The organism is Pseudomonas veronii, from assembly GCF_001439695.1.
Lineage (GTDB): Bacteria > Pseudomonadota > Gammaproteobacteria > Pseudomonadales > Pseudomonadaceae > Aquipseudomonas > Aquipseudomonas veronii.
This window is the reverse complement of the sequence record NZ_JYLL01000042.1, coordinates 24,946-47,845: the sequence shown is the minus strand read 5'-3', so window position 1 is coordinate 47,845 and position 22,900 is coordinate 24,946. Positions and strand designations below refer to the sequence as shown.

The 22,900-nt window shown below is 62.2% G+C and carries 17 protein-coding genes and 1 pseudogene; 5 read left to right on the top strand and 13 right to left on the bottom strand.

The annotated features are described in order from the left end of the window. Window positions 1-412: 412 nt before the first annotated feature. Together TU80_RS29090 and purD are read right to left on the bottom strand one after the other, a co-directional pair. Complete coding sequence (locus tag TU80_RS29090) at window positions 413-3,184, bottom strand: hybrid sensor histidine kinase/response regulator (protein WP_017849673.1); 2,772 nt, start codon at window positions 3,182-3,184, stop codon at window positions 413-415. Between the two features lie 101 nt (window positions 3,185-3,285). After that, complete coding sequence (purD, locus tag TU80_RS29085; RefSeq protein ID WP_017849672.1) at window positions 3,286-4,578, bottom strand: phosphoribosylamine--glycine ligase; 1,293 nt, start codon at window positions 4,576-4,578, stop codon at window positions 3,286-3,288. A 21-nt stretch (window positions 4,579-4,599) separates the two neighbouring features. Between purD and TU80_RS33605 the strand changes: the two are divergent. Next, window positions 4,600-4,713, top strand: a pseudogene (locus tag TU80_RS33605) (outer membrane lipoprotein carrier protein LolA); the annotation flags it as partial. 15 nt (window positions 4,714-4,728) lie between these two features. Here the strand turns inward: TU80_RS33605 and purH are convergent. The 10 genes from purH to TU80_RS29035 all read right to left on the bottom strand — a co-directional run bounded on the left by purH (window position 4,729) and on the right by TU80_RS29035 (window position 16,665). Then, window positions 4,729-6,336 carry a bifunctional phosphoribosylaminoimidazolecarboxamide formyltransferase/IMP cyclohydrolase gene (purH, locus tag TU80_RS29080; protein WP_046384852.1) on the bottom strand — a complete coding sequence of 536 codons (1,608 nt, stop codon included), beginning with the start codon at window positions 6,334-6,336 and terminating at the stop codon, window positions 4,729-4,731. Window positions 6,337-6,417: 81 nt separating this feature from the next. Continuing rightward, the gene (gene fis / locus TU80_RS29075) at window positions 6,418-6,738 is read right to left on the bottom strand and encodes a DNA-binding transcriptional regulator Fis (protein WP_002555375.1); all 321 of its coding nucleotides are present in this window, start codon (window positions 6,736-6,738) and stop codon (window positions 6,418-6,420) included. Then, window positions 6,735-7,748 (bottom strand): tRNA dihydrouridine synthase DusB, encoded by a 1,014-nt coding sequence (gene dusB, locus TU80_RS29070; RefSeq protein WP_017849670.1) that lies wholly within the window; start codon window positions 7,746-7,748, stop codon window positions 6,735-6,737. The genes fis and dusB overlap by 4 nt, the downstream gene beginning before the upstream one ends. Window positions 7,749-7,933: 185 nt before the next feature. Further along, complete coding sequence (locus tag TU80_RS29065; RefSeq protein ID WP_057005977.1) at window positions 7,934-9,178, bottom strand: DUF3426 domain-containing protein; 1,245 nt, start codon at window positions 9,176-9,178, stop codon at window positions 7,934-7,936. Between the two features lie 30 nt (window positions 9,179-9,208). Next, the gene (gene prmA, locus TU80_RS29060; protein WP_046384850.1) at window positions 9,209-10,087 is read right to left on the bottom strand and encodes a 50S ribosomal protein L11 methyltransferase; all 879 of its coding nucleotides are present in this window, start codon (window positions 10,085-10,087) and stop codon (window positions 9,209-9,211) included. Window positions 10,088-10,365: 278 nt separating this feature from the next. Further along, on the bottom strand, window positions 10,366-11,727 hold the full coding sequence (gene accC / locus TU80_RS29055; RefSeq protein ID WP_017849667.1) for an acetyl-CoA carboxylase biotin carboxylase subunit: 1,362 nt from the start codon (window positions 11,725-11,727) through the stop codon (window positions 10,366-10,368). Between the two features lie 17 nt (window positions 11,728-11,744). After that, complete coding sequence (accB, locus tag TU80_RS29050; protein ID WP_017849666.1) at window positions 11,745-12,203, bottom strand: acetyl-CoA carboxylase biotin carboxyl carrier protein; 459 nt, start codon at window positions 12,201-12,203, stop codon at window positions 11,745-11,747. A 24-nt stretch (window positions 12,204-12,227) separates the two neighbouring features. Beyond that, complete coding sequence (gene aroQ / locus TU80_RS29045; protein WP_017849665.1) at window positions 12,228-12,683, bottom strand: type II 3-dehydroquinate dehydratase; 456 nt, start codon at window positions 12,681-12,683, stop codon at window positions 12,228-12,230. A 296-nt stretch (window positions 12,684-12,979) separates the two neighbouring features. After that, entirely contained in the window at window positions 12,980-14,941 is a 1,962-nt protein-coding gene (locus tag TU80_RS29040; protein WP_057005976.1) for a methyl-accepting chemotaxis protein, read from the bottom strand. 53 nt (window positions 14,942-14,994) lie between these two features. Continuing rightward, on the bottom strand, window positions 14,995-16,665 hold the full coding sequence (locus TU80_RS29035) for a response regulator (RefSeq protein WP_057005975.1): 1,671 nt from the start codon (window positions 16,663-16,665) through the stop codon (window positions 14,995-14,997). Between the two features lie 402 nt (window positions 16,666-17,067). Between TU80_RS29035 and TU80_RS29030 the strand changes: the two genes are divergently transcribed. The 4 genes from TU80_RS29030 to speA all read left to right on the top strand — a co-directional run bounded on the left by TU80_RS29030 (window position 17,068) and on the right by speA (window position 21,336). Continuing rightward, on the top strand, window positions 17,068-18,045 hold the full coding sequence (locus TU80_RS29030) for a DUF2333 family protein (RefSeq protein ID WP_371928174.1): 978 nt from the start codon (window positions 17,068-17,070) through the stop codon (window positions 18,043-18,045). 2 nt (window positions 18,046-18,047) lie between these two features. Continuing rightward, window positions 18,048-18,584, top strand: a complete 537-nt coding sequence (locus TU80_RS29025; protein WP_046384846.1) for an NUDIX hydrolase — start codon at window positions 18,048-18,050, stop codon at window positions 18,582-18,584. Between the two features lie 322 nt (window positions 18,585-18,906). Next, window positions 18,907-19,278, top strand: a complete 372-nt coding sequence (locus tag TU80_RS29020; RefSeq protein ID WP_017849660.1) for a translation initiation factor Sui1 — start codon at window positions 18,907-18,909, stop codon at window positions 19,276-19,278. 144 nt (window positions 19,279-19,422) lie between these two features. Further along, the gene (speA, locus tag TU80_RS29015; protein ID WP_057005974.1) at window positions 19,423-21,336 is read left to right on the top strand and encodes an arginine decarboxylase; all 1,914 of its coding nucleotides are present in this window, start codon (window positions 19,423-19,425) and stop codon (window positions 21,334-21,336) included. 182 nt (window positions 21,337-21,518) lie between these two features. Here the strand turns inward: speA and TU80_RS29010 are convergent, their stop codons facing one another. Beyond that, window positions 21,519-22,856 carry an MATE family efflux transporter gene (locus TU80_RS29010; RefSeq protein WP_057005973.1) on the bottom strand — a complete coding sequence of 446 codons (1,338 nt, stop codon included), beginning with the start codon at window positions 22,854-22,856 and terminating at the stop codon, window positions 21,519-21,521. Between the last annotated feature and the right edge of the window lie 44 nt (window positions 22,857-22,900).

The window sequence follows — 22,900 nt, the reverse complement described above, 5'->3', positions numbered from 1 at the left end:
AGGGGACTCTCGATTCCATGACATGGCCAGTTACCTCCTGGCCATGATTAATACATGTAAACGATGTCTCCGGTTTCAAACGTAAAGGATGTCTCCGGTCTGTACCGGGGCAAGCCCCCTCCCACATAGGATCTGTGGTGTTCGTCCATTGTGTGGCAGACGCAGGCTCAGTGTGGGAGGGGGCAAGCCCCCTCCCACATAGGAATCTGTGGTGTTCATCCATTGTGTGGCAGACGCAGGCTCAGTGTGGGAGGGGGCTTGCCCCCGATAGCGGTGTGACCGTCAGCTTATTTGTAACTGTTCCAGCGCTATCGAGAGCAAGCTTGCCATCGCCGTCTTTCAGTCGATGCATAGGTGACTGGTCCGCCGCCATCGGGGGCAAGCCCCCTCCCACACTCGATCGCATTTGACGTTAAGAGGGCGCATGCTCCGGCCGTGGCTGACGCTGCGCCACCCAGTACTCCACCAGCTCGCGCAATTGTGACAATTCCACCGGCTTGGCCATGTGCCCGTCCATCCCGGCCTGGCGTGCGCGCTCTTTGTGTTCCGAGAGGATGTGTGCGGTGAGCGCCACCACCGGCGTGCGAATGCGCTGGTGGCTGACTTCCCAGGCTCGCAACTGTTGGGTCGCGGAGAAGCCATCGAGGATCGGCATTTCACAGTCCATCAACACCAGATCATAGCGCTGGGCCTTCATCGCCTGCAGGGCTTCTTCGCCGTTGCTCGCGGTGTCCGGGTTGAGGTTGAGCTTGCCGAGCATGCCGCGGATGACTTTGGTGGAGATGCTGTTGTCTTCGGCCACCAGGATGCGGAAGTCGCTGGGCACGATGATGGCCGCCGGCGCGTTGAGGGGCGCGCGTGGCTGCCCGCCGCCTTTGCTGCGCTGGGTCAGTTCGTCGGCCAGGGTGGTCTTGAGGGTGTAGCCGGCCACCGGCTTGGCGAGGATGCGCTTGATCCCGCAATTGCGCGCAATGATCTTGCTCGGCGCGTTACTGATGCCGGTGAGCATGATCAGCAGGATGTCGTGGTTGAGGCTCGGGTCTTCCTTGATCTTGGCTGCCAGTTGCATGCCGGTCATGCCGGGCATGTTCTGGTCCAGCAGCACCACGTCGAAGTAATCACGCAGGTGCGCCTTGGTGCGCAACAACGCCAGGGCTTCCTTGCCCGACGGCACGGCGCTGACATTCAGGCCCCAGGCGGTGCATTGCTGCACCAGCACTTTGCGGCAGGTGTCGTTGTCGTCCACCACCAGTACCCGCGCACCCTTGAGCGGGCCGTCGAGGTCGGAGGTCGGGTGTTCCAGGCGTTCAGGGTCCAGCGGCAGGGTCAGCCACAGGGTGCTGCCTTGTTGTGCGCCGCTCTTGATGCCGAATTCGCCGTTCATCAACAGGATCAACTGGCGCGCGATGACCAGGCCCAGGTGGCCGCTCAAACGGGTGGCCGAGAGGAAGTTCTTGCTGTGCAGTTCGCTGTGCAGCAACGCATCGCGTTCGGCGGCTTCCATTGGCAGGCCGCTGTCCTGCACAGCAATGCGCAGGCGCGGCTTGGGGCTGCGCTCGTCGAGGGCGACGACGATCAACACTTCGCCTTCATCGGTTTTCTGCAGGGCGTTTTCCAGCAGGCTCAACATCGCCTGGCGCAGGCGCGTCGGGTCGCCGCTGATCACCCGCGGCACCTGGGGCTGGATAAAGCTGATCAGCTCGACGTTCTGCTGCTCGGCCTTGGCGCGGAAGATGCTCAGGCAGTCGTCGATCAGCGCATTGAGGTCGAACTGCACGTCGTCCAATTCGATCTGCCCGGATTCCAGCTTGGAGATATCGAGGATTTCGTTGATCAGTGTGAGCAGTTCGTTACCGGCGCTGTGGATCGTCTGCACATAGTCGCGCTGTTTGACCGACAACGGCGTGCCCAGCAGCAGTTCGGTCATGCCCAGCACGCCGTTCATGGGGGTACGGATTTCGTGGCTGATCTTCGCCAGGAACTCGGCCTTGGCGGCGATTTCGGCGTTGCTGGCCGCCAGCTCGCGGCTGAGGCTGAAGCGTGCTTCGACGATGGCGCGCTGGCGTTCGCCGAGGGCCAGGCTCATCAGCAGGCCACTGAGGCAGATAAAGCTGAGCAGGGTAATGATCAAGCCTTGCGGCGCCAGCAACGTGAGGCCAAGCAAGGCAGGCAGGATGATCAGTGTGCCGATGTTGAACACCACCATCCCCGCCACGAACAACCGCGCCGGCCGGTAGCCTTTTTGCCAGTGATAGGCCGAGACAAACAACATGCTCAGGCCGGCCAGGGCCACCAGGACGTAAGTGATGATGTTCAGCGGCAACGTGTTGACGAACAACAGCAGCAGGCCGCACAGCACGATCAACAGAATGTCGGCCATCAACAGTTTGTTCAGCGGGTGCGGGCCCAGCGGCATGAAGAAGCGATAGGCAAACATCAGCCCGCACGGTGCGGTCAGCAGCAGGGCGAGGTAGGCGCCCGGCGTCTGGATCGCGTGCCAGTTCTGCAGCCATGGCCCCAGCAGGTTGAGCAGCAACGCCAGGCTGAGCAGCAGCAGCACTTCGCAGGCCGCCAGCCACAGGCTGCTGCGTGAGCGGTGGTAGGCGAAGCGGGAGAGGTTGTGCAGGATCAGCATCAGCAGACAGCCGAACAGCAGGCCGTAGATCAGCGTCTGGCTTTGGTCGGCGGCGGCGAGTACGGCCGGCTCCAGGGTGATATAGGGGCGCAGTTCGTGTTCCGAGACCAGGCGCAGGTACACCTCAAGGGGCTTCGGGCTCTGGGGCATCGGCAGCATGAAGTCGCTGCTGGGCAGCGGGCGCTCGGCCTGGGGCTGGCGCGTGCCGGTGGTTTGCTGTTCCACCAGGGTGTCGCCATCCAGCACATACAGACTCAGGAGGGAAACGTCCGGGGCAAACACCCGCAGCACTTGCTCGTGCTGGCCGGGTTGCAGCTTGAAGCGTACCCACAACGCACCGTCCGGCTCGGCGGCAGTGATCCGGTCCAGTTCGATGGGGCTGAATTGATTGGTGTAGCGGGGCGAACGGATATCGCTCAGTTGCAGGTCGGCCTGTTCATCAAGCAATACTGCCCAGCCACTGCCTTGCGCAGCGGCCTGGGCCGGGAGCAAACAGAGCAGTGTCAGCAGACTGACAGTGAAACCTATGGCGATCCTGAGCCAGCGCACGGCGAAATCCCTTCGTAGGTTGAAGCACGGGTTAACTATGCGCGGGGTCATACGAGTACGGCAAGGGCCAGAGGCCCTTACCTAACCGAACGGATAGCGACTTAATGAGTCTCGCCACGTTCACGGGCAATCGCGCGATAGCCGATATCTTTACGGTAGAAGCAGCCGTTCCAGCTGATTTTCGCCGCCAGTTTGTAGGCCTGTTGCTGTGCAGCGTCGACACTGGCGCCCATCGCGGTGGCACATAGCACACGGCCACCTGCGGTCACCACCTTGCCGTCCTGCAGCGCAGTGCCCGCATGGAACACTTTGCCTTCCAGCGTCGCCGCCGCGTCCAGGCCTTCAATCACATCGCCCTTGGCGTAGTCGGCCGGGTAACCGCCGGCTGCCAGCACAATGCCGACGCTCGGGCGTGGGTCCCACTGGGCTTCAACCTTGTCCAGGGCCTGGGCCAGCGCGGCTTCCACCAGCAGCACCAGGCTCGATTGCAGGCGCAGCATCACCGGTTGGGTTTCCGGGTCGCCGAAGCGGCAGTTGAACTCGATGACCTTCGGGTTACCGGCCTTGTCGATCATCAGACCGGCGTAGAGGAAACCGGTGTAGACGTTGCCTTCATCGGCCATGCCGCGCACGGTCGGCCAGATCACCAGGTCCATCACACGCTGATGCACTTCGCTGGTCACGACCGGGGCCGGGGAGTAAGCCCCCATGCCTCCGGTGTTCGGGCCGCTGTCGCCGTCGCCGACGCGCTTGTGGTCCTGGCTGGTGGCCATCGGCAGGACGTTCTTGCCGTCGACCATCACGATGAAGCTGGCTTCTTCGCCGTCGAGGAATTCTTCGATGACCACGCGCGAACCGGCTTCACCGAAGGCGTTGCCGGCGAGCATGTCGCGCACGGCGTCTTCGGCTTCCTGCAGGGTCATGGCGACGATCACGCCTTTGCCCGCGGCCAGGCCGTCGGCCTTGATCACGATCGGCGCGCCTTTTTCACGCAGGTAAGCCAGGGCTGGCTCGATCTCGGTGAAGTTCTGGTAGTCGGCGGTCGGGATCTTGTGGCGCGCCAGGAAATCCTTGGTGAATGCCTTGGAACCTTCCAGCTGGGCCGCGCCGGCGGTCGGGCCGAAGCAGTCCAGGCCGCGGCTGCGGAACAGGTCGACGACACCGGCAACCAGCGGCACTTCCGGACCGACGATGGTCAGGGAAACGTTTTTCTCGGCGAAATCCGCCAGTTGTTCCAGGGCCAGCACGTCGATGGCGACGTTTTCGCACTTGGCTTCAATGGCGGTGCCGGCGTTGCCGGGGGCTACGAATACTTTCTGGACGCGTGGGTCCTGGGCAACTTTCCAGGCCAGGGCGTGTTCACGGCCACCGCTGCCAATAATCAAAACATTCATTTCAAAAACCTCTGAGAAACGCTGTGCTTCCCTGTAGGAGCGAGCTTGCTCGCGAAGGTCGTCAACGATAACGAGGGAAACCTGACACCTCGTGGCGTTTTTGAGTTTTTCGCGAGCAAGCTCGCTCCTACAGTCGGGAAGCGGTGCTGTTTAGTGACGGAAGTGGCGCATGCCGGTGAAGACCATGGCGATGCCGGCTTCGTCAGCCGCAGCAATCACTTCGGCATCACGCATCGAGCCGCCTGGCTGGATCACTGCGGTGACGCCGGCCTTGGCGGCGTTGTCCAGACCGTCGCGGAACGGGAAGAACGCGTCGGACGCCATCACCGAGCCCGCTACCTGCAAACCGGCGTGTTCAGCCTTGATCGCGGCGATGCGCGCCGAGTTCACACGGCTCATCTGGCCGGCGCCGACACCGATGGTCTGGCGGTTCTTGGCGTAGACGATGGCGTTGGACTTGACGTACTTGGCCACTTTCCAGGCGAAGATCAGGTCGTTGATTTCCTGCTCGGTCGGTGCGCGCTTGGTCACCACTTTCAGGTCGGCGCTGCTGATCATGCCGATGTCGCGGCTTTGCACCAGCAGGCCGCCGTTGACGCGCTTGTAGTCCCAGGCAGGGGCACGTTCGGCCGACCATTCGCCGCAGGCCAGCAGGCGCACGTTGGCTTTGGCGGCCACGATGGCGCGGGCTTCCTCGCTGACGGACGGGGCGATGATCACTTCGACGAACTGACGCTCGACGATGGCCTTGGCGGTCGCGGCGTCGAGTTCGCGGTTGAAAGCGATGATGCCGCCGAAGGCCGATTCGGTGTCGGTGGCGTAGGCCAGTTCGTAGGCCTGGCGGATGCCGCCTTCAGCGTCCGGGCTCACGGCCACGCCGCACGGGTTGGCGTGCTTGACGATCACGCAGGCCGGCTTGACGAAGCTCTTCACGCATTCCAGCGCGGCGTCGGTGTCGGCCACGTTGTTGTAGGACAGTTCTTTGCCTTGCAGCTGGGTCGCGGTGGCGATGCCCACTTCGGCCGGCTTGGCTTCCACGTAGAACGCCGCGCTCTGGTGCGGGTTCTCGCCGTAGCGCATTTCCTGGGCCTTGATGAACTGGCTGTTGAAGGTCCGCGGGAACTGGCTGCGACCTTCTGTGCTGAGGGTCTCGGCGGCCTGGTTCACGGTGCCCATGTAGTTGGCGATCATGCCGTCGTAGGCGGCGGTGTGTTCGAATGCCTTGAGCATCAGGTCGAAACGCTGGGCGTAGGTCAGGCCACCGGCTTTGAGGTTTTCAAGCACCTGGGCGTAGTCGCTGGCGTTGACCACGATGGCCACGTCTTTGTGGTTCTTGGCGGCCGAGCGAACCATGGTCGGGCCGCCGATATCGATGTTTTCGATGGCGGTCGGCAGGTCGCAGCCCGGCTTGTTGATGGTGGCTTCGAACGGGTAGAGGTTGACGGCCACCAGATCGATCGGCTTGATGCCGTGCTCGTTCATGATGGCATCGTCGATACCGCGACGGCCGAGGATGCCACCATGGATTTTCGGGTGCAGGGTCTTGACCCGACCGTCCATCATCTCTGCGAAACCGGTGTAGTCCGCGACTTCTACTGCGGCCACGCCGTTGTCTCGCAGCAGTTTGAAGGTCCCGCCCGTGGAGAGGATTTCCACGCCCAGGGCTTCCAGCCCCCGGGCAAATTCGAGAACCCCGGTCTTGTCGGAGACACTGATCAAGGCGCGGCGGATCGGCAGGCGGGTAGTCTGGTCGGTCATTTCAATTTCCATCAAAAGCAAAGGAGTCAGCAAAAAAGGCGACCGGTTTTACGCGGGCGCCTTTCTGGTCGGATTGAATGCTTACAGCAAATCGTATTGTTTGAGCTTTTTGCGCAAGGTGCCACGGTTGAGGCCCAGCAGCTCACTGGCTTTGGTCTGGTTGCCCTTGACGTAGTTCATCACGCTTTCGAGCAAGGGCGCCTCGACTTCGGAGAGCACGAGGTTGTACACGTCCGTGACGGAAGCGCCCTCAAGGTGGGCGAAATAATTGTGCAGCGCCTTCTCGACACTCCCGCGAAGGGTCTGGCCTTCTTCGCTCGGCGTGTTGAGGTGCTGTTTCAAATTGACGTTGTCGCTCACGGGTGTTGTTCCACTCACTAAAGTCTCGGTCATCATCGTCATGCGGCCACCCCCTCTCCGTCCCCTGTCACCAGGCTCTTGTCACGTTCGCTGAAGAACTCACGAACGTTGGCGCACTGTGCTTCCGTATCATCCAAACGATTGAAGTGGGCGCGAAACTCCCTGGCGCCCGGCAGGGTTGCGAGATACCAGCCGACATGCTTGCGAGCAATGCGTACTCCCATCACGTCTCCGTAGAAGGCGTGCAGGGCGGCCAGATGCTCTAGCAGAATACGTTCCACCTCGATCAACCCCGGTGCCGGCAACAGCTCGCCGGTACGCAGAAAGTGTTCGACTTCACGAAAAATCCATGGCCGCCCCTGGGCGGCCCGGCCAATCAACAGGCCATCGGCACCGGTCGCATGCAGCACGCGCCGGGCTTTCTCGGCTGAGTCGATATCGCCATTGGCAAATACCGGCATCGACACGGCCTGCTTGATCGCGGCAATGGTGTCGTACTCGGCTTCGCCGGTGTAAAGATCGGCGCGGGTGCGGCCATGCACCGCCAGCGCTGAAATACCCGCCTGTTCGGCGATCTTCGCCACCGTCAGGCCATTCTTGTTGTCCCGGTCCCAGCCGGTACGAATCTTCAGGGTGACCGGTACATCCACTGCGGCGACAACGGCCTGCAGGATCTCGGCGACCAACTGCTCATCCTTCAACAGCGCGGAACCGGCGGCCTTGTTGCAGACCTTCTTGGCCGGACAGCCCATGTTGATGTCAATGATCTGCGCGCCCAGCTCCACGTTGGCCCGGGCCGCCTCCGCCAGCATCTGTGCGTCGCCACCGGCGATCTGTACCGAGCGGGGCTCGGGATCACCTTCGTGGATCATGCGCAGCCGCGATTTGCGGGTGTTCCACAAGCTCATGTCGCTGGTGACCATTTCCGAGACTACTAGACCCGCGCCCAAACGCTTGCACAGCTGACGAAAGGGCTGGTCGGTGACCCCCGCCATTGGCGCGAGAATCAAACCATTGTGCAATGTGTATGGGCCGATGCGTACCGCCGACATAGGACTTCCCTGTTGTGGGGCCGGATCATTAGAGTTCGAAAAAGGGTTGGCATGATACCCGCTCTCGATGACTGGATAAAGGCTGAATTGGATAAAATCTGAACAGTTATTTCTTTATCGCCACCGGTTTGGTTGCCGGCGGTCCAGTCAATAATCCGTCGTCAAACCTCGATGACCGCGCCGATTCACTCGGGCGAATGAAAGCTCAGGCTGTAATTCACCGCTTTGTTGCCGGGGTCGAGGATGTCCAGGGAGATATGGATCGGCGTCTGCGACGGCATTTCACTGACCCCAGCCAGCTCACCGCTCAGGTATTCGGCGGGCTTGAAGCGCCGACTGGCGATCAGGTTGCCGTTCAGGTCGGCAAAGCGCAGTTCCAGCAACGGAAACGGCTGGGAGAACGTCGCGCGGTTATAGATGATTGCATCCACCACCAGCGCGCCGGCGAATTCAGGATGGCTGCGCACCACCAGGTTGCTGCTCTTGATGTGCGCGATATCGACCCGTGACGGCACCGTGCAGCCCAATGTCGGGCACAGTTGCTGGAACCACGGGCGATAGGCGTCCTGGCGCGCCAGGTCGTCGAACTGGTAGGCAATGTACTGGCCGGCGAGGCCGGCGGCGGCGATCAGCACCAGCAACAGCCAGAGCAGGCGACGGCCCCAGCTTGACGGGCGTTTGCCGGCGTACAAGTGCAGCGGGTCATCTTCGAGGTCCTGCAGCAGCTCGTCGTGGGCGCTGGCGGCGCTGCGCGAGCGCTTGCGGCCTTGGGGGGGCTCGTCGGGTTCCGGCGCGTCCACGTCGTCGCTGACCGCGCTCACGGGTGGATCGAGTTCGTCGTCTTCATCGGCAGGCGTGGAGCGCAGCGGCGGTTCATCGTCGATGTCGTCGGTAGCGAGGGACATCGACGGTTCGGTGCGCTGTTTAGTCGCAGGGACATTTGCCGGTTCAGGTTCGTCTTCGGGCGCTTTGGCGCGTTCTTCAGGCGGTTCGCTGAAGAGGCTGGCGGCCCATTTTTCTTCCTCGGCCTTGATCGTGTCGCGGCTGGCGCTGAGGGCATCTTCCTTTTTGCGTCGGTCGGCGCTGCCTTGCCGGCGTTCCGCGCCCAGCGGCTGGGTGTGTTGAATCTCGCGGCGTTCCAGCTTGGCCAGTTCTTTGTCCAGGTCCAGGTTGTCCAGGTCCAGCTCTTGCGCCGTCCACTGTTTCTGGCTGATCGCCCGCGGCGCCTCGGCGGCGTGCTCCGCTGCGGCCGGCTGTTCAGGCTTCGGCGCTTGCGCGTGGGCGCGCTGCTCCAGCAACTGGCGCGCGGCGTTGAACACTTGCAGGCACGAGCCGCAGCGCACCACGCCGCGCGCCACGTTCAACTGAGCGTGGCTGACGCGAAAGCGCGTTTGGCAATGGGGACACTGGGTGACGAAACTGTCGGTCATGCGGCCATCCGATTCAGGCAAGCGCTCATTCTAGCGCCGACGCCCGCTGATGCGTACCCAGCCATCACGATTGGCGATCGGGTCGAGCTCGAAATCCTGGGCGTAGGCTGCGGCTACGTCTTCACCCTGTTCGGCGAGGATGCCCGACAGCGCCAGGCGGCCACCCGGCTTGACCAGGCTCGACAGCTGCGGCGCCAGGGCCACCAGCGGGCCGGCGAGGATATTGGCGACCAGCACATCGGCCTGCACCTGGGGCAATTGCTCCGGCAGGTACAATGGGAATTTGCCTTCAGCAATGTGGTTGCGCCCGGCGTTATCGCGGGAGGCTTCCAGGGCCTGTACGTCGATATCGGTGCCGACGGCTTCCTTGGCGCCCAACAACAGGGCGGCAATCGCCAGAATCCCCGAGCCGCAGCCGAAGTCCAACACGTGGCAATCGTTCAGGTCCTGGCCGTCCAGCCATTCCAGGCACAGCGCGGTGGTCGGGTGCGTGCCGGTGCCGAACGCCAGGCCCGGGTCCAGCAGCAGGTTCACCGCGTCAGGCTCGGGGGCGGCGTGCCAGCTCGGCACGATCCACAGGCGCTGGCCGAAACGCATCGGCTGGAAGTTGTCCATCCAGCTGCGTTCCCAGTCCTGGTCTTCGATGATTTCGCTGTGGTGCTCGGGCAGCGGGCCGCCGGTGAGCAGTTCCATATGGGCCAGGACGCTGGCGGCATCGGTGCCGTCTTCGAACAGGGCCAGCAAGTGGGTGTGGGACCACAGCGGGGTGGTGTTGAGTTCCGGCTCGAAGATCGGCTGGTCTTCGGCGTCCATGAAGGTCACCGAGACGGCGCCCACTTCAAGGAACGCGTCTTCGTAGGTTTCGGCTTGTTCTGGGCTGATGGCGAGACGGACTTGCAGCCAAGGCATGGCGGGCACCTTTGAAAAAATGAGTGTGCAGCGGGGAGGGGCTGCGAAAGCGCGCAAGTTTACGCGAGCGTGGAGAAGAAGACGACTGTACTGACAGTACGCCGACCAAATGTGGGAGGGGGCTTGCCCCCGATGGCGGCAGCTCAGTCATAGATTAGGTGACTGACCCACCGCTATCGGGGGCAAGCCCCCTCCCACATTTGGACTGTGTACATCTTCAAAATGGAGGGGCCACAAACAACAAAGCCGCCCGAAGGCGGCTTTGTTGGGTGGAGCACTTACTGGTTGGCCAGTTTGTGTTCCAGGTAGTGAATGTTCACACCACCTTCGCAGAAGCCTTCATCGCGGACCAGATCCCGATGCAGCGGGATGTTGGTCTTGATGCCGTCGACCACGATTTCGTCCAGGGCGTTACGCATGCGGGCCATGGCCTCGTCGCGGGTGGCGCCCCAGGTGATCAGCTTGCCGATCAACGAGTCGTAGTTGGACGGAACCTTGTAGCCGCTGTACAGGTGCGAATCGACGCGAACGCCGTTGCCGCCTGGCGCATGGAAATGCTTGACCAGGCCTGGACTCGGGATAAAGGTTTTCGGGTCTTCGGCGTTGATCCGGCACTCCAGGGAGTGGCCGTGGATCTTCACGTCGTCCTGGGTGAAGGACAGCTCGTTACCGGCGGCGATGCTCAGCATCTCCTTGACGATATCGATACCGGTGACCATCTCCGAAACCGGGTGTTCTACCTGCACGCGAGTGTTCATCTCGATGAAGTAGAAACGGCCGTTCTCGTAGAGGAACTCGAAAGTGCCGGCGCCACGGTAGTTGATGTCGATGCACGCCTTGACGCAACGCGCCAGGACTTCCGCACGGGCTTTCTCGTCGAGGCCCGGTGCCGGTGCTTCTTCCAATACCTTCTGGTGACGACGTTGCAGCGAGCAATCGCGGTCGCCCAGGTGGATGGCGTGGCCCTGGCCGTCGGACAGCACCTGCACTTCCACGTGACGTGGGTTGGTCAGGTACTTCTCCAGGTAGACCATCGGGTTGCCGAACCAGGCAGCCGCTTCGGAGCGCGTCTGCTTGGCCGCTTCGATCAGGTCTTCTTCCTTGTGTACCACGCGCATGCCGCGACCACCGCCGCCGCCTGCGGCCTTGATGATCACCGGGTAACCGACTTCGCGACCGATGCGCAGCGCAGTGGTCTCGTCCTCGGGCAGCGGGCCGTCGGAACCTGGAACGGTCGGCACGCCGGCCGCGATCATGGCGTCCTTGGCCGAAACCTTGTCACCCATCAGGCGAATGGTCTCGGCTTTCGGGCCGATGAAGGCAAACCCGGATTTTTCCACCTGTTCGGCGAAATCGGCGTTTTCCGCGAGGAAGCCGTAGCCCGGGTGGATGCCATCAGCGCCGGTCACTTCCGCAGCGGCGATGATGTTCGAGACTTTCAGGTACGAGTTCGCAGCCAGTGGCGGGCCGATGCAGATGCTTTCGTCCGCCAGTTTCACGTGCATCAGTTCGGTATCGGCCGTCGAGTAAACAGCGACGGTCTTGATGCCCTCTTCCTTACAGGCGCGCAGGATACGCAGCGCGATCTCGCCGCGGTTGGCGATCAGGACTTTTTGCAGTTTCTTCGCAGGTTTCAACATCGAAGGCGCTCCGCGGTTCAAACGATGGTGAACAGCGGCTGGTCGTACTCAACCGGCTGACCGTTTTCTACCAGAATGGATTCGATGACACCGGCTTTTTCGGCCGTGATGTGGTTCATCATTTTCATCGCTTCCACGATGCAGATGGTGTCGCCTTCTTTCACGGTTTTGCCGACTTCAACGAAGGCTGGCGAACCCGGTGCCGGGGTGCGGTAGAACGTACCGACCATTGGCGACTTGGCCACGAAGCCGTTCAGCTTGGGCGCAGCAGGCTCGGCGGCGGCGACAGGCGCAGCGGCGACCGGAGCGGCAGCGGCAGGTGCCGGTGCTTGCATCTGCGGCGCGTAGAATTGCTGGGCCGGGGTCTTGCTGTGACGGCTGATGCGTACAGACTCTTCGCCTTCCTTGATTTCCAGCTCGTCGATGCCGGATTCTTCCAGCAGTTCGATCAGTTTCTTAACTTTACGGATATCCATGAATCGTCAACTCCCAAGGGTCGGTCAGGGGCGCTTGGCCGGTTGTTCAAGTTGTTCCAGGGCGGCCTCCAGGGCCAGTCGATAACCGCTGGCGCCAAGGCCGCAGATCACACCTACCGCTACGTCGGAGAAGTAGGAGTGATGGCGGAAAGGTTCGCGTTTGTACACGTTCGACAAATGCACTTCGATGAATGGGATGCTCACCGCCAGCAGCGCGTCACGTAATGCAACACTTGTGTGCGTAAAAGCGGCGGGATTGATCAGAATAAAGTCCACGCCTTCGCCGCGCGCGGCATGGATGCGATCAATCAATTCGTACTCGGCATTGCTTTGCAGGTACAGCAAATGGTGGCCGGCTTCACGGGCCCGTCGCTCCAGATCGAGGTTGATCTGTTCCAGGGTCACTGCCCCGTAGACGCCCGGTTCGCGGGTGCCGAGCAGGTTCAGGTTGGGTCCGTGAAGAACCAGTAAGGTCGCCATCGGCTGTTCCTTGTTATTGATGTGGGTACGGCAGAACCCGGCGACTATGCCGCAAAGCGTTTATGACTGTCCAGTTCTATGCAGTAGGCAGCACGATTAGCGAGGATTGCGCGAAATTTGTGACTGCGGCCCAGGATCCGGTCATTGGTAATACCGTCTTGAAACCTGTGGCGATCAAATGTGGGAGGGGGCTTGCCCCCGATAGCGGTGTGCCAGTCTCAATATCTGCAACTGATCCACCGCTATCGGGGGCAAGCCCCCTCCCACATTGGTTCTTCGCATGGCGCTAGATCGGGTCAGACGCGGAAGGCTTGGACGGCGGTGTTGAGTTGGCCGCCCAGCACCAGCAGGTGCTCACCCTGGCTGCGGCCCTGGCCGATGCGCAGCAGGTTGTCCTCACCCAACTGATGAATCCGTTCGCTGTTATCGCGAATCTCACTCACCGCACCGCTCTGCTGCGCGGTCACATCGGCGATACGCACGGAGGTGTCGGAAATGGTCTGGATCGCCCCGACGATTTCATCCAGCGCGCCGTCGGCGGCTTGTGCTTGCTGGGCGGTGGCTTCGGCGTGTTCGACCTGCGCGCGCATGCCTTCCACCGACTGGCGGGCGGCGGTTTGCAGGCCGGCGATGAGGCCCTGGATTTCGGCGGTGGCGCCAGCGGTGCGCTGGGCCAGGGAGCGCACTTCGTCGGCGACCACGGCAAACCCCCGCCCGGCGTCTCCGGCGCGGGCGGCTTCAATGGCGGCATTGAGCGCCAGCAGGTTGGTCTGGTCGGCGATCGAGCGAATCACCGTCAACACGCCGCCGATGGTCGCGGACTCTTCGGCGAGTTTCTCGATCATCTGCGCGTTTTGCTGCACTTCGCCCACCAGCGCGTGCAGCCCGGTCAGGCTCAGGCCGATCACCCGCTGGCCGTGCTTCACCGCCTGGCCCGCGCTGCGGCTGGCGCCGGCGGCCTGGCTGGCGTCCCCGGCGACTTGTTGAATGGTCGCTTCCAATTCGCCCAACGAATCGCGGATCTGCGCGGTGTCCCCGGCCTGCCGTTCGGCGCCATCATGCAGGCCGCTGCTCAGCTCGGCCAGGGCACGGCTGCTGCCGGCGACTTCCTCGGCATTGCCGCGAATGGTGCCCACCAGGTCCACCAGGTAGGCGCGCAAGCGGTTGAGGGAGGCTTCGATGTCGCGCAGTTCGCGGTTGGTCTTGCCCAAGGCAATCGGTTGGCTGAAGTCGCCTTCGGCCCAGGTCGACAGGGCCGGTGCCAGGTTGGTCAGCACCCGTGCCAGGCGCCGTTGCAGGGTATCGATCAGCAGGGCGATCAGCAGGATCAGGCCGATCATCACCCCTTGCATCAGGCGCACTTCGCCCTGGATCTTTGCGTGTTGCGCCCGCACGACGGGCTCCAGGCCGGCGATGGCCTGTTGCACACCGGCGATTTTCAGGTGGGTGCCGGCGGCGAGGTCGGCGCGCCGCTGGATCTGCTCGCGGGTACGCTTGAGTTCGGCCGGGTAGCGGGTCAGCAGGCTGTTGAGTTCGCGCTTGAGGTCGACGCCGGTGTCTTGTGTTTCGGTTTTTTCGCTGTTTTCCAGGCCCATCAGCGCCGAAAAGTCATCGGTGTTCGAACCGGCGTTGGCCTTGACTCCAAGTAAGGGCAATTGCTCCAGCAGGTCGGCCTGGCCGCGGATATTGCTGACTTCGCGCTCCACATCATCCGCCAGTTCGGCGCGCCCGCTGCTCACCAGCTTGTCGCGGGCCAGGGACAGCTTGCCCAGGTGTTGGGACGCCGCCAGCAGCGGCGGCAGGTAGCGCGCTGCGGCGGGCGAATCGACGCCGATGGCGTACTGGCTCAGTTGCTCGAGGTTCGCGCCCAGTTCGCGCTCGGCCTGCAACAGCAGCGCTTGCGGGTCGCCGGCCAGTTTGCCGGCGGCGAGCAGGTCGGTTTTGCTGAAGGTGTCCAGCTCCTTCAGGCTGGGGCGCAGGCTTTGTGCGAGGTCGGCGGGCAATTCGTCCAGGTGCTGCAGCAGGCTTTCCAGGCTCTGGCTGGCGCTGCTCAAGCGCAGGGCGTCGCCGCTGGCCAGGTAGTCGTCGATGTTGCGTGCGGCCTGGCTCTGGAAGGTCTGCGACAACCCCAGGTAGCGTTCCATCAGCAAATAAGGCCGTTCCAGCGCGCGTTGCGACCACCAGAGCGTCGCCCCGAGTGCCAGGCACACGGCCACCAGAAGGAGGGTATTGAGATTGGTCAGCAGCTTCAGGCGCATGCGTGGTTTCAACCGACAGCAAAAGTTAAGTGCCTGAAGTTATTGCGTTTCTATTACAAAGTTATGACGGAATCGCTGGATTCCGGTGAAAAGATGGCACTTTGACTTGACGTGTGCGCGGCTTGAACCCGATTGCGTCCGGCATCCTTGGCGCGGTACAGCGCCTCGTCGGCTTGGGCGGCCATCATCAGGCTGTCGGAATCGTCGCACAGCTCCACCAGCCCGGCGCTGAAGGTACACCACAAGTCATGCGGCTGGGCCGGGTAGTGAATTTCGGCAAAGCGCCCACGGATTTCATCCAGCACCTTGCAGGCCGATTCCAAGTCGGTATCGGGCATCACAATCGCAAACTCTTCACCGCCGTAGCGGCCGATGTAGTCGGTCTTGCGCAAGCGCTGTTTGAGGAACAGCGCCAGGCTCTTGATCACGCGGTCGCCCATGGGGTGGCCGTGGCTGTCGTTGACGCGCTTGAAGTGGTCGATGTCGAGCATGGCAAAGCTCAACGGCTTGTTCTCGCGACGAGCGCGGAAGGTGCAGTCTTCGAGCAATTGCAGGATATGGGTGTGGTTGTACAGGCCGGTCAGGCTGTCGCGCACCATCCGCGCCTTGAGGTTGCGCGCACGGGCCGCGCGGTTGCGCACGGTGGTGATCAGGTGGCGCGGCTTGATCGGCTTGGTGAGGAAGTCGTCGCCGCCTTCGCTCATGGCGTCCAGCTGTTTATCCAGGTCGTCTTCGGCCGACAGGTAGATGATCGGCACGCTGACGTACCGGTCGTTATGACGAATCACCTTGGCCAGTTCGGTGCCGGTGCAGGCGGGCATGTACATGTCGAGGATGATCAGGTCGGGCTGGAAATCCGCCAGCTCGGCCATGGCCTGGATCGGCTCGATCAGCGTGCGGGTGATGATGCCGGCGCTGTTGAGCAGGCGCTCGGTGTGCAGCGCCTGGGCCCGTGAGTCGTCGATGATCAGCACTTTATAGGGGTCGTATTGGGCGACGCAGGTCAGCACTTCGATCTTTTCCAGCAGGCTCGAGGCTTCCAACGTGCCGGTCAGGAACTCCTCGCCGCCGGCGCGCACGGCGGCGAGGCGGGTCGGGGTGTCGGTTTCATGCAGGCTGAAAAACAGCAACGGCAGCTTTTGCTCCAGGCCTTGCTGGGCCTCGGCGGCCAGTTGGAGGCCGAGGCCCGGGCCGCAGAAATCCACGTCCATCACAATCGCCGACGGCAGGCGCTCGGCCATCGCCACGCGATACGCCGCCACGTTGTCCAGGGACTGGGCGCTCAGGCCAAAGAATTCCAGCTGCTTGGCCAGACGCTCGGCGCGATCATGATCGGCCAGCATCACGTAGATCGGCTTGCGCATCGGCGGCAGGAAGGTTTGCTCAAGCTGATCGCCCTGGCGCAGGCCGGTGCGGGACAGGCGTTGCATCAAGCGGTTGATTTCGGTGATCAGTTGACTGCTCAGGCGGCCGCGATTGGCGTCCACCGCTTTGAGCGACTCGCCGATGTGCTGCGCCAGTTGGCCGTGTTCGGGCTGTTCGAAGCGTTCGGCGAAGCGCAGCAGGCGCAGGTTGGCTTCGCTGAGTTCGGAGAAGTCGGCGTCGGACCATTCGCTGCGTTGCAGGCGCTGCCAGATCTCAAGAATTTGACGTGCCTGATGAATTACCCGCTGGGCAAAGTGCTGCTTGAGACGCTCACGGCTGGGGTCTTCTGGCTCGGTCATATCCTGACTACTAGTGAAGGTGCGTGCTGAGGTCGACTGGTGGCTCTATGCTAGCACCTCTTTTCGGTTACATGAGTGTCATACGTCAATTAACTGCGAGTCCCTGGCATTCATTTAGTGACTAATTGGTCGTGCAGCGGAAAACGCGCGCATCCTTTATAGTCGAATGCCCCCTGGGCGTCCGTTGGATCATAGTTGTAGGGCGAAAAGCCCCGCATTGACGGGCACGATGGGGTAGGGTTGCTGTCGGAGTGTTTGAACGCACGCCGTCGATTGAAGTGCATGAACTCAAGTGATTGAAAGGATATCGCCATGCTGGACTGGAAAAACCGTGCAGGCAGTGCCAAAGGCCCCGCCCCTGAACCCAAGTCGGCCAACCGCAGCTATTTGCGTAGCGTGCTGATGAGCCGAGCGGTGCTTAGCGTACTCGGCTTGTATCTGTTGGTCACCGGTGCTTTGGGTTGGTACTGGAGCGAAGAGCCGGCGCTGTTCCCGGTCCAGCAGAACGCCCAGCTTGCCGCTGAAAAGGAAGGCAAGCAGATGGTGTTGGGTTACACCACTGTGGAAACCCTCAAGACCGTGGCCGGCACCTTGCTCAACAAGCCCGGGGGCTATATTTCCAACGACCGTTTCCCGCCGGGCCTGTGGATGGACAACATGCCAAGCTGGGAATACGGCGTACTGGTGCAGGTGCGTGACCTGACCCGCGCCTTGCGTAAGGATTTCGCCCGTTCTCAGTCGCAGTCGGCGGAAGACGCCGACCTGGCCAAGGCCGAGCCGCGTTTCAACTTCGACAACAAGAGCTGGGTGCTGCCTTCCAGCGAGTCGGAGTACCAGGAAGGCATCAACTCCCTGAATCGCTATGAAGTGCGCCTGTCCGACCCGAACCAGCGCGGCGCCCTGTTCTACGCGCGCGCCGACAACCTCAACAACTGGCTGGGCGATGTCGCCACACGCCTGGGTTCGTTGTCGCAACGTCTGTCGGCCAGTGTCGGCCGGGTCAAGCTGAACACCTCACTGAAAACCGAAGCGCTGGCGCCGGGTGAAGTGCCGCAGCTCGATGAAGAAGTGGTGGAAACCCCATGGATGCAGATCGACAACGTGTTCTACGAAGCCCGCGGCCAGGCCTGGGCCTTGTCCCATCTGTTGCGCGCCATCGAAGTCGACTTTGCCGACGTGCTGGCCAAGAAGAATGCGACGGTCAGCGTGCGCCAGATCATTCGTGAACTGGAGGCTTCGCAAGAGCCGGTCTGGAGCCCGATGATCCTCAACGGCAGCGGCTTTGGCATATTGGCCAACCACTCGCTGGTGATGGCCAACTACATTTCCCGGGCCAACGCGGCGGTGATCGACTTGCGTCAGTTGCTTAACCAAGGGTGATGATGGACGTGACTCAAAAGGAGGCCGCGCACCGCGCAGCCTCCGATGCGGAACTGATCTGCTGGGTCGACGAGCACGACAACCCGCTCGGCGCCCTGGTGCGCTCCGACCTGCGCCAGCGCGGCCTGATCGGCCGTTGCACCTTTATCTTCCTGTTCAACTCGGCAGGTGAACTGTGCGTACACCGACGCACCCTGAGCAAAGCCCTGTACCCCGGTTTCTGGGACACGGCGGCAGGCGGGATGGTGGCGGACGGCGAGAGTTATGCCGAGTCGGCCGCCCGCGAGCTTGAAGAAGAGCTCGGCGTGGGCGGGGTGGAGTTGGTCGAGCATGACCATTTCTACTTCGAGGACGGCGACAGCCGACTTTGGTGCAGATCCTACTCCGCCGTGTGGGACGGTGCGCTGTGCCTGCAGCCTGAAGAAGTCATGGAAGCGCGCTTTTTACCCCTTGAAATTGTCCTGCAGGAAGCGCAACAAAAGCCCTACTGCCCGGACGCGCAAGAGGGCTTGCGGCGCTATCTGGCCTCACGTCGCTAAAGTTGTATAAATTGGCGCGATTTGGCTCTTAGCAAGTGAGCTTTTTGTGGTTACACTGCGCGACTTTTCACCCGAACCACCCTTGTTCCACCCCCTGATTCCTGTAGGAGCGAGCTCGCTCGCGAAAACCTCAAGCGCGCTGTGGGTATCCTGAATGCCCGCGTCATCGTTGGCGATCTTCGCGAGCGAGCTCGCTCCTACAGGAATCGGGGGCAATGACATGGGGGGTTCGGTAGCGCTGCCCCTGCCTGAGTGGGGCTTCGCGGTCGGCAACCGCCTGAGCGTTTGCCGATCAGTCTTTGTCCTCACAAGAGGATTGCCGGTGGCCAAAAAAGCCGCATCCTTCGCCGCCCTCGGTGGCCTGGTATTTTCCACCGACGCAGGTCGACACTGCCCGGACTGTCGTCAGCCCGTGGACGCCTGTACCTGCAAACAAACCCTGATCCCCGAAGGCGACGGCATTGCCCGCGTGCGACGCGAGAGCAAAGGCCGTGGCGGCAAGACGGTGACCACCATCACCGGCGTACCGCTGGCCGAAGACGCGCTGAAGGAACTCGCCACCACGCTGAAAAAGCGCTGTGGCACCGGTGGCGCGTTGAAAGACGGGGTCATCGAGATCCAGGGCGATCACGTCGAGTTGCTGTTGGCCGAGCTGATCAAGCTCGGGTACAAGGCCAAGAAGTCCGGCGGCTGACAGCCTCTTTCCAACCAGTGTCTAAACTCTGTCCTGCGAGTGGGGTCTGACCTTACTCACAGGCAAATCGTCATTTTCATTCTTTAGACTGCGCCAGCCTCCAACGAGGGGCGGCGCCTTCGACTTCATTTATAGGGGACTTCAATGTCCGTACGACGCACACGCAAAGACGATGGCAGCCAATGGACAGTTGCGGACAGCCGCAGTGTTTACGGGATTCGTCATTGGGGGGCCGGGTATTTCGCGATCAATGATGCCGGTCGCGTTGAAGTTCGTCCGAACGGCCCGAAAAGCACGCCTGTCGACCTGTACGAGCAAGTCGACGAGTTGCGCAAAAGCGGCTTGTCCTTGCCGCTGCTGGTGCGTTTCCCTGACATCCTGCAAGACCGCGTGCGCCAGTTGACCGGTGCGTTCGATTCGAACATCGAGCGTCTGGAATACCAGAGCAAATACACCGCGCTGTACCCGATCAAGGTGAACCAGCAGGAGGCGGTGATCGAAAACATCATCGCCACCCAGGACGTGTCCATCGGCCTGGAAGCCGGCTCCAAGCCGGAACTGCTGGCCGTGCTGGCCCTGGCGCCGAAAGGCGGGACCATCGTCTGCAACGGTTACAAGGACCGCGAATTCATCCGCCTGGCGCTGATGGGCCAGAAGCTGGGTCACAACGTGTTCATCGTGATCGAGAAAGAGTCCGAAGTTGAGCTGGTGATCGAAGAAGCCGCCAACCTCAAGGTCAAGCCACAGGTCGGCCTGCGCGTGCGCCTGTCGTCCCTGGCGTCGAGCAAGTGGGCCGACACCGGCGGTGAGAAATCCAAGTTCGGGCTGTCGGCGGCGCAACTGCTGTCGGTGGTCGAGCGCTTCCGCGCCGCCAGCCTGGACCAGGGCATCCGCCTGCTGCACTTCCACATGGGCTCGCAGATCGCCAACCTGGCCGACTACCAGCACGGGTTCAAGGAAGCCATTCGTTACTACGGCGAACTGCGCAACCTCGGCCTGCCGGTGGACCACATCGACGTCGGCGGCGGCCTGGGCGTGGACTACGACGGTACTCACTCGCGCAACGCCAGCTCGATCAACTACGACATGGACGACTACGCCGGTGTCGTCGTGGGCATGCTCAAGGAGTTCTGCGACGCGCAGAGCCTGCCGCACCCGAACATCTTCTCCGAGAGCGGCCGTTCCCTGACCGCCCACCATGCCATGCTGGTGGTGCAAGTCACCGACGTCGAGAAACACAACGACGAAATGCCGCAGATCGAGAACAAGGAAAACCTGCCGGAAACCGTGCAATGGCTGGTGGACCTGCTCGGCCCGACCGACATCGAGATGGTCACCGAAACCTACTGGCGCGCCACTCACTACATGAGCGACGTGGCCACCCAGTACGCCGACGGCAAACTGACCCTGGCGGAAAAAGCCCTGGCTGAACAGTGCTACTTCGCCGTGTGCCGCCGCCTGCATAACTCGCTGAAAGCACGCCAGCGTTCGCACCGCCAGGTGCTCGACGAACTCAACGACAAGCTGGCGGATAAATACATCTGCAACTTCTCGGTGTTCCAGAGCCTGCCGGACACCTGGGCCATCGGCCAGGTATTGCCGATCCTGCCGCTGCACCGCCTCGACGAAGAACCGATGCGCCGCGCGGTATTGCAGGACTTGACCTGCGACTCCGACGGCAAGATCAAGCAATACGTCGACGAGCAGAGCATCGAGACCAGCCTGCCGGTACACGCGCTGAAAGAGGGCGAAGACTACCTGCTGGGTATCTTCCTGGTCGGCGCCTACCAGGAAATCCTCGGTGACATGCACAACCTGTTCGGTGACACCGACTCGGTGAACATCTATCAGCGTGAAGACGGTTCGGTGTACAGCGCCGGGATCGAGACCCACGACACCATTGAAGACATGCTGCGTTATGTGCACTTGTCGCCGGAGGAGTTGATGACGCATTACCGTGACAAGTGCGCGAGCGCGAAGATCAGTGCCAGCGAGCGCACGCAGTTTCTGGATGCGTTGCGCTTGGGTCTGACGCGTTCGTCTTACCTGTCCTCCTAAGCACCCATCCTTGTAGGAGCGAGCTTGCTCGCGAAGATCGTCAACGATGACATGGGCTGTCTGGATGCCCGTGTTGTCTGAACGTTTTTCGCGAGCAAGCTCGCTCCTACAATGACAATGACAATGACAGTGACAGTGACGGTGACGGTGACGGTGACAGTGACAGTGACAGTGAGGGGCGCTTATCCCAGCCACTGATTCTGTCGGTTCAAACGCCAGGCAATCGTCCAAAGCGTAAGACTGCGCAGGGCCATGAACAGCAGGAAGCTGATCCACAGGCCGTGGTTGCCGTAGCCCTGCAACAGCCAGGCGAATGGCAGCAGGATCAGCACCGTCAGCAGCATGCCGTTACGCATCTCCCGCGCGCGCGTGGCGCCGATGAACAGCCCGTCCAGCAGATAACTCCACACCGCAATCAACGGCAGCACCGCCAGGTATGGCAGGTAGATGTCGGCGGTTTCGCGCACGCTGGGAATGTCGGTCTGCATGGCGATGAACAGGTGGCCGGCGAAGGTGAAGAGCAGGGCGAAACCGACGCTGGCGATCAGCGACCAACCGCAGGCGACCACTAATGAGCGGCGCAACGCCTGACGGTCGTGCGCGCCAATGGCATGGCCGCACAGGGCTTCGACCGCATGGGCCAGGCCGTCCAGGGCGTGGGCCGTCAGCAGCAGGCCGTTGAGCAACAACGCGTTGGCGGCCACGGTGGCGTCGCCCAGGCGTGCGCCTTGCACCGTGATCATGAAAAACACCGACTGCAACGCCAGGCTGCGGATAAAGATGTCGCGGTTCACCGCCAGCAGCGGGCGCCAGCTGTGCCAGCGTTGCAAGGCGGCCCAGGCGATATGCCCGGGGTAGGCGCGCAGGGCTTTTTGCGTCAGGGCCAGGCCGAGCAGGGCGCCGGTCCATTCGGCGATCACCGAGGCGCGTGCGGAGCCGACGACGCCCCAATCCAGGCCGAGGACGAACCACAGGTTGAGGGCGATGTTGACCAGGTTGGTGGTCAGCAGGATCGCCAGCGGCGCGCGGGCGTTTTGCGTGCCGAGGAACCAGCCGACCAAGGCATAGCTGGCCAACGCGGCGGGCAGGCCGAACAGGCGGGTGTGGAAGAACTCGCGGGTCAGTTGATTGAGTTCGGGGGAGGGCTGCATCCATTCCAGGGCCAGGTGGCTCAGCGGGATGCCCACTGTACCGAGCAACATCGCCAGGCCCAGCGCCAGCAACAGACCTTGCAGCAGGATTTGCCGCAGCGCCGCGCCATCGTTGCGCCCGGCGGCCTGGGCGGCGAAACCGGTGGAGCCCATGCGCAGAAAACCCATGGCCCAGGCCAGGAAGGTATACAGGCTGGCCCCGACCGCCACGGCGCCCAGTTGGTGGGCGTGGGGCAGGTGGCCGATGACCATGCTGTCGACCAAGGCAACCAGCGGTACCGAGATGTTCGACAGGATCATTGGCGCGGCCAGGGCCCAGACGCGGCGGTGGGTGGGGCGGTGGCGCCAGTCGGTCAGTAAGGTGGACATGCAGGCTCCTTGGGGGAGCGGCATTGTAACTGTCCCCCCAGCAC

Coding starts and splice junctions, on each gene's coding strand:
- purD (WP_017849672.1), bottom strand. CDS start 4,578: ATGAATGTTTTGATTATTGGCAGCGGTGGCCGTGAACACGCCCTGGCC.
- purH (WP_046384852.1), bottom strand. CDS start 6,336: ATGACCGACCAGACTACCCGCCTGCCGATCCGCCGCGCCTTGATCAGT.
- fis (WP_002555375.1), bottom strand. CDS start 6,738: ATGACGATGATGACCGAGACTTTAGTGAGTGGAACAACACCCGTGAGC.
- dusB (WP_017849670.1), bottom strand. CDS start 7,748: ATGTCGGCGGTACGCATCGGCCCATACACATTGCACAATGGTTTGATT.
- TU80_RS29065 (WP_057005977.1), bottom strand. CDS start 9,178: ATGACCGACAGTTTCGTCACCCAGTGTCCCCATTGCCAAACGCGCTTT.
- prmA (WP_046384850.1), bottom strand. CDS start 10,087: ATGCCTTGGCTGCAAGTCCGTCTCGCCATCAGCCCAGAACAAGCCGAA.
- accC (WP_017849667.1), bottom strand. CDS start 11,727: ATGTTGAAACCTGCGAAGAAACTGCAAAAAGTCCTGATCGCCAACCGC.
- accB (WP_017849666.1), bottom strand. CDS start 12,203: ATGGATATCCGTAAAGTTAAGAAACTGATCGAACTGCTGGAAGAATCC.
- aroQ (WP_017849665.1), bottom strand. CDS start 12,683: ATGGCGACCTTACTGGTTCTTCACGGACCCAACCTGAACCTGCTCGGC.
- TU80_RS29040 (WP_057005976.1), bottom strand. CDS start 14,941: ATGCGCCTGAAGCTGCTGACCAATCTCAATACCCTCCTTCTGGTGGCC.
- TU80_RS29035 (WP_057005975.1), bottom strand. CDS start 16,665: ATGACCGAGCCAGAAGACCCCAGCCGTGAGCGTCTCAAGCAGCACTTT.
- TU80_RS29030 (WP_371928174.1), top strand. CDS start 17,068: ATGAGCCGAGCGGTGCTTAGCGTACTCGGCTTGTATCTGTTGGTCACC.
- TU80_RS29025 (WP_046384846.1), top strand. CDS start 18,048: ATGGACGTGACTCAAAAGGAGGCCGCGCACCGCGCAGCCTCCGATGCG.
- speA (WP_057005974.1), top strand. CDS start 19,423: ATGTCCGTACGACGCACACGCAAAGACGATGGCAGCCAATGGACAGTT.
- TU80_RS29010 (WP_057005973.1), bottom strand. CDS start 22,856: ATGTCCACCTTACTGACCGACTGGCGCCACCGCCCCACCCACCGCCGC.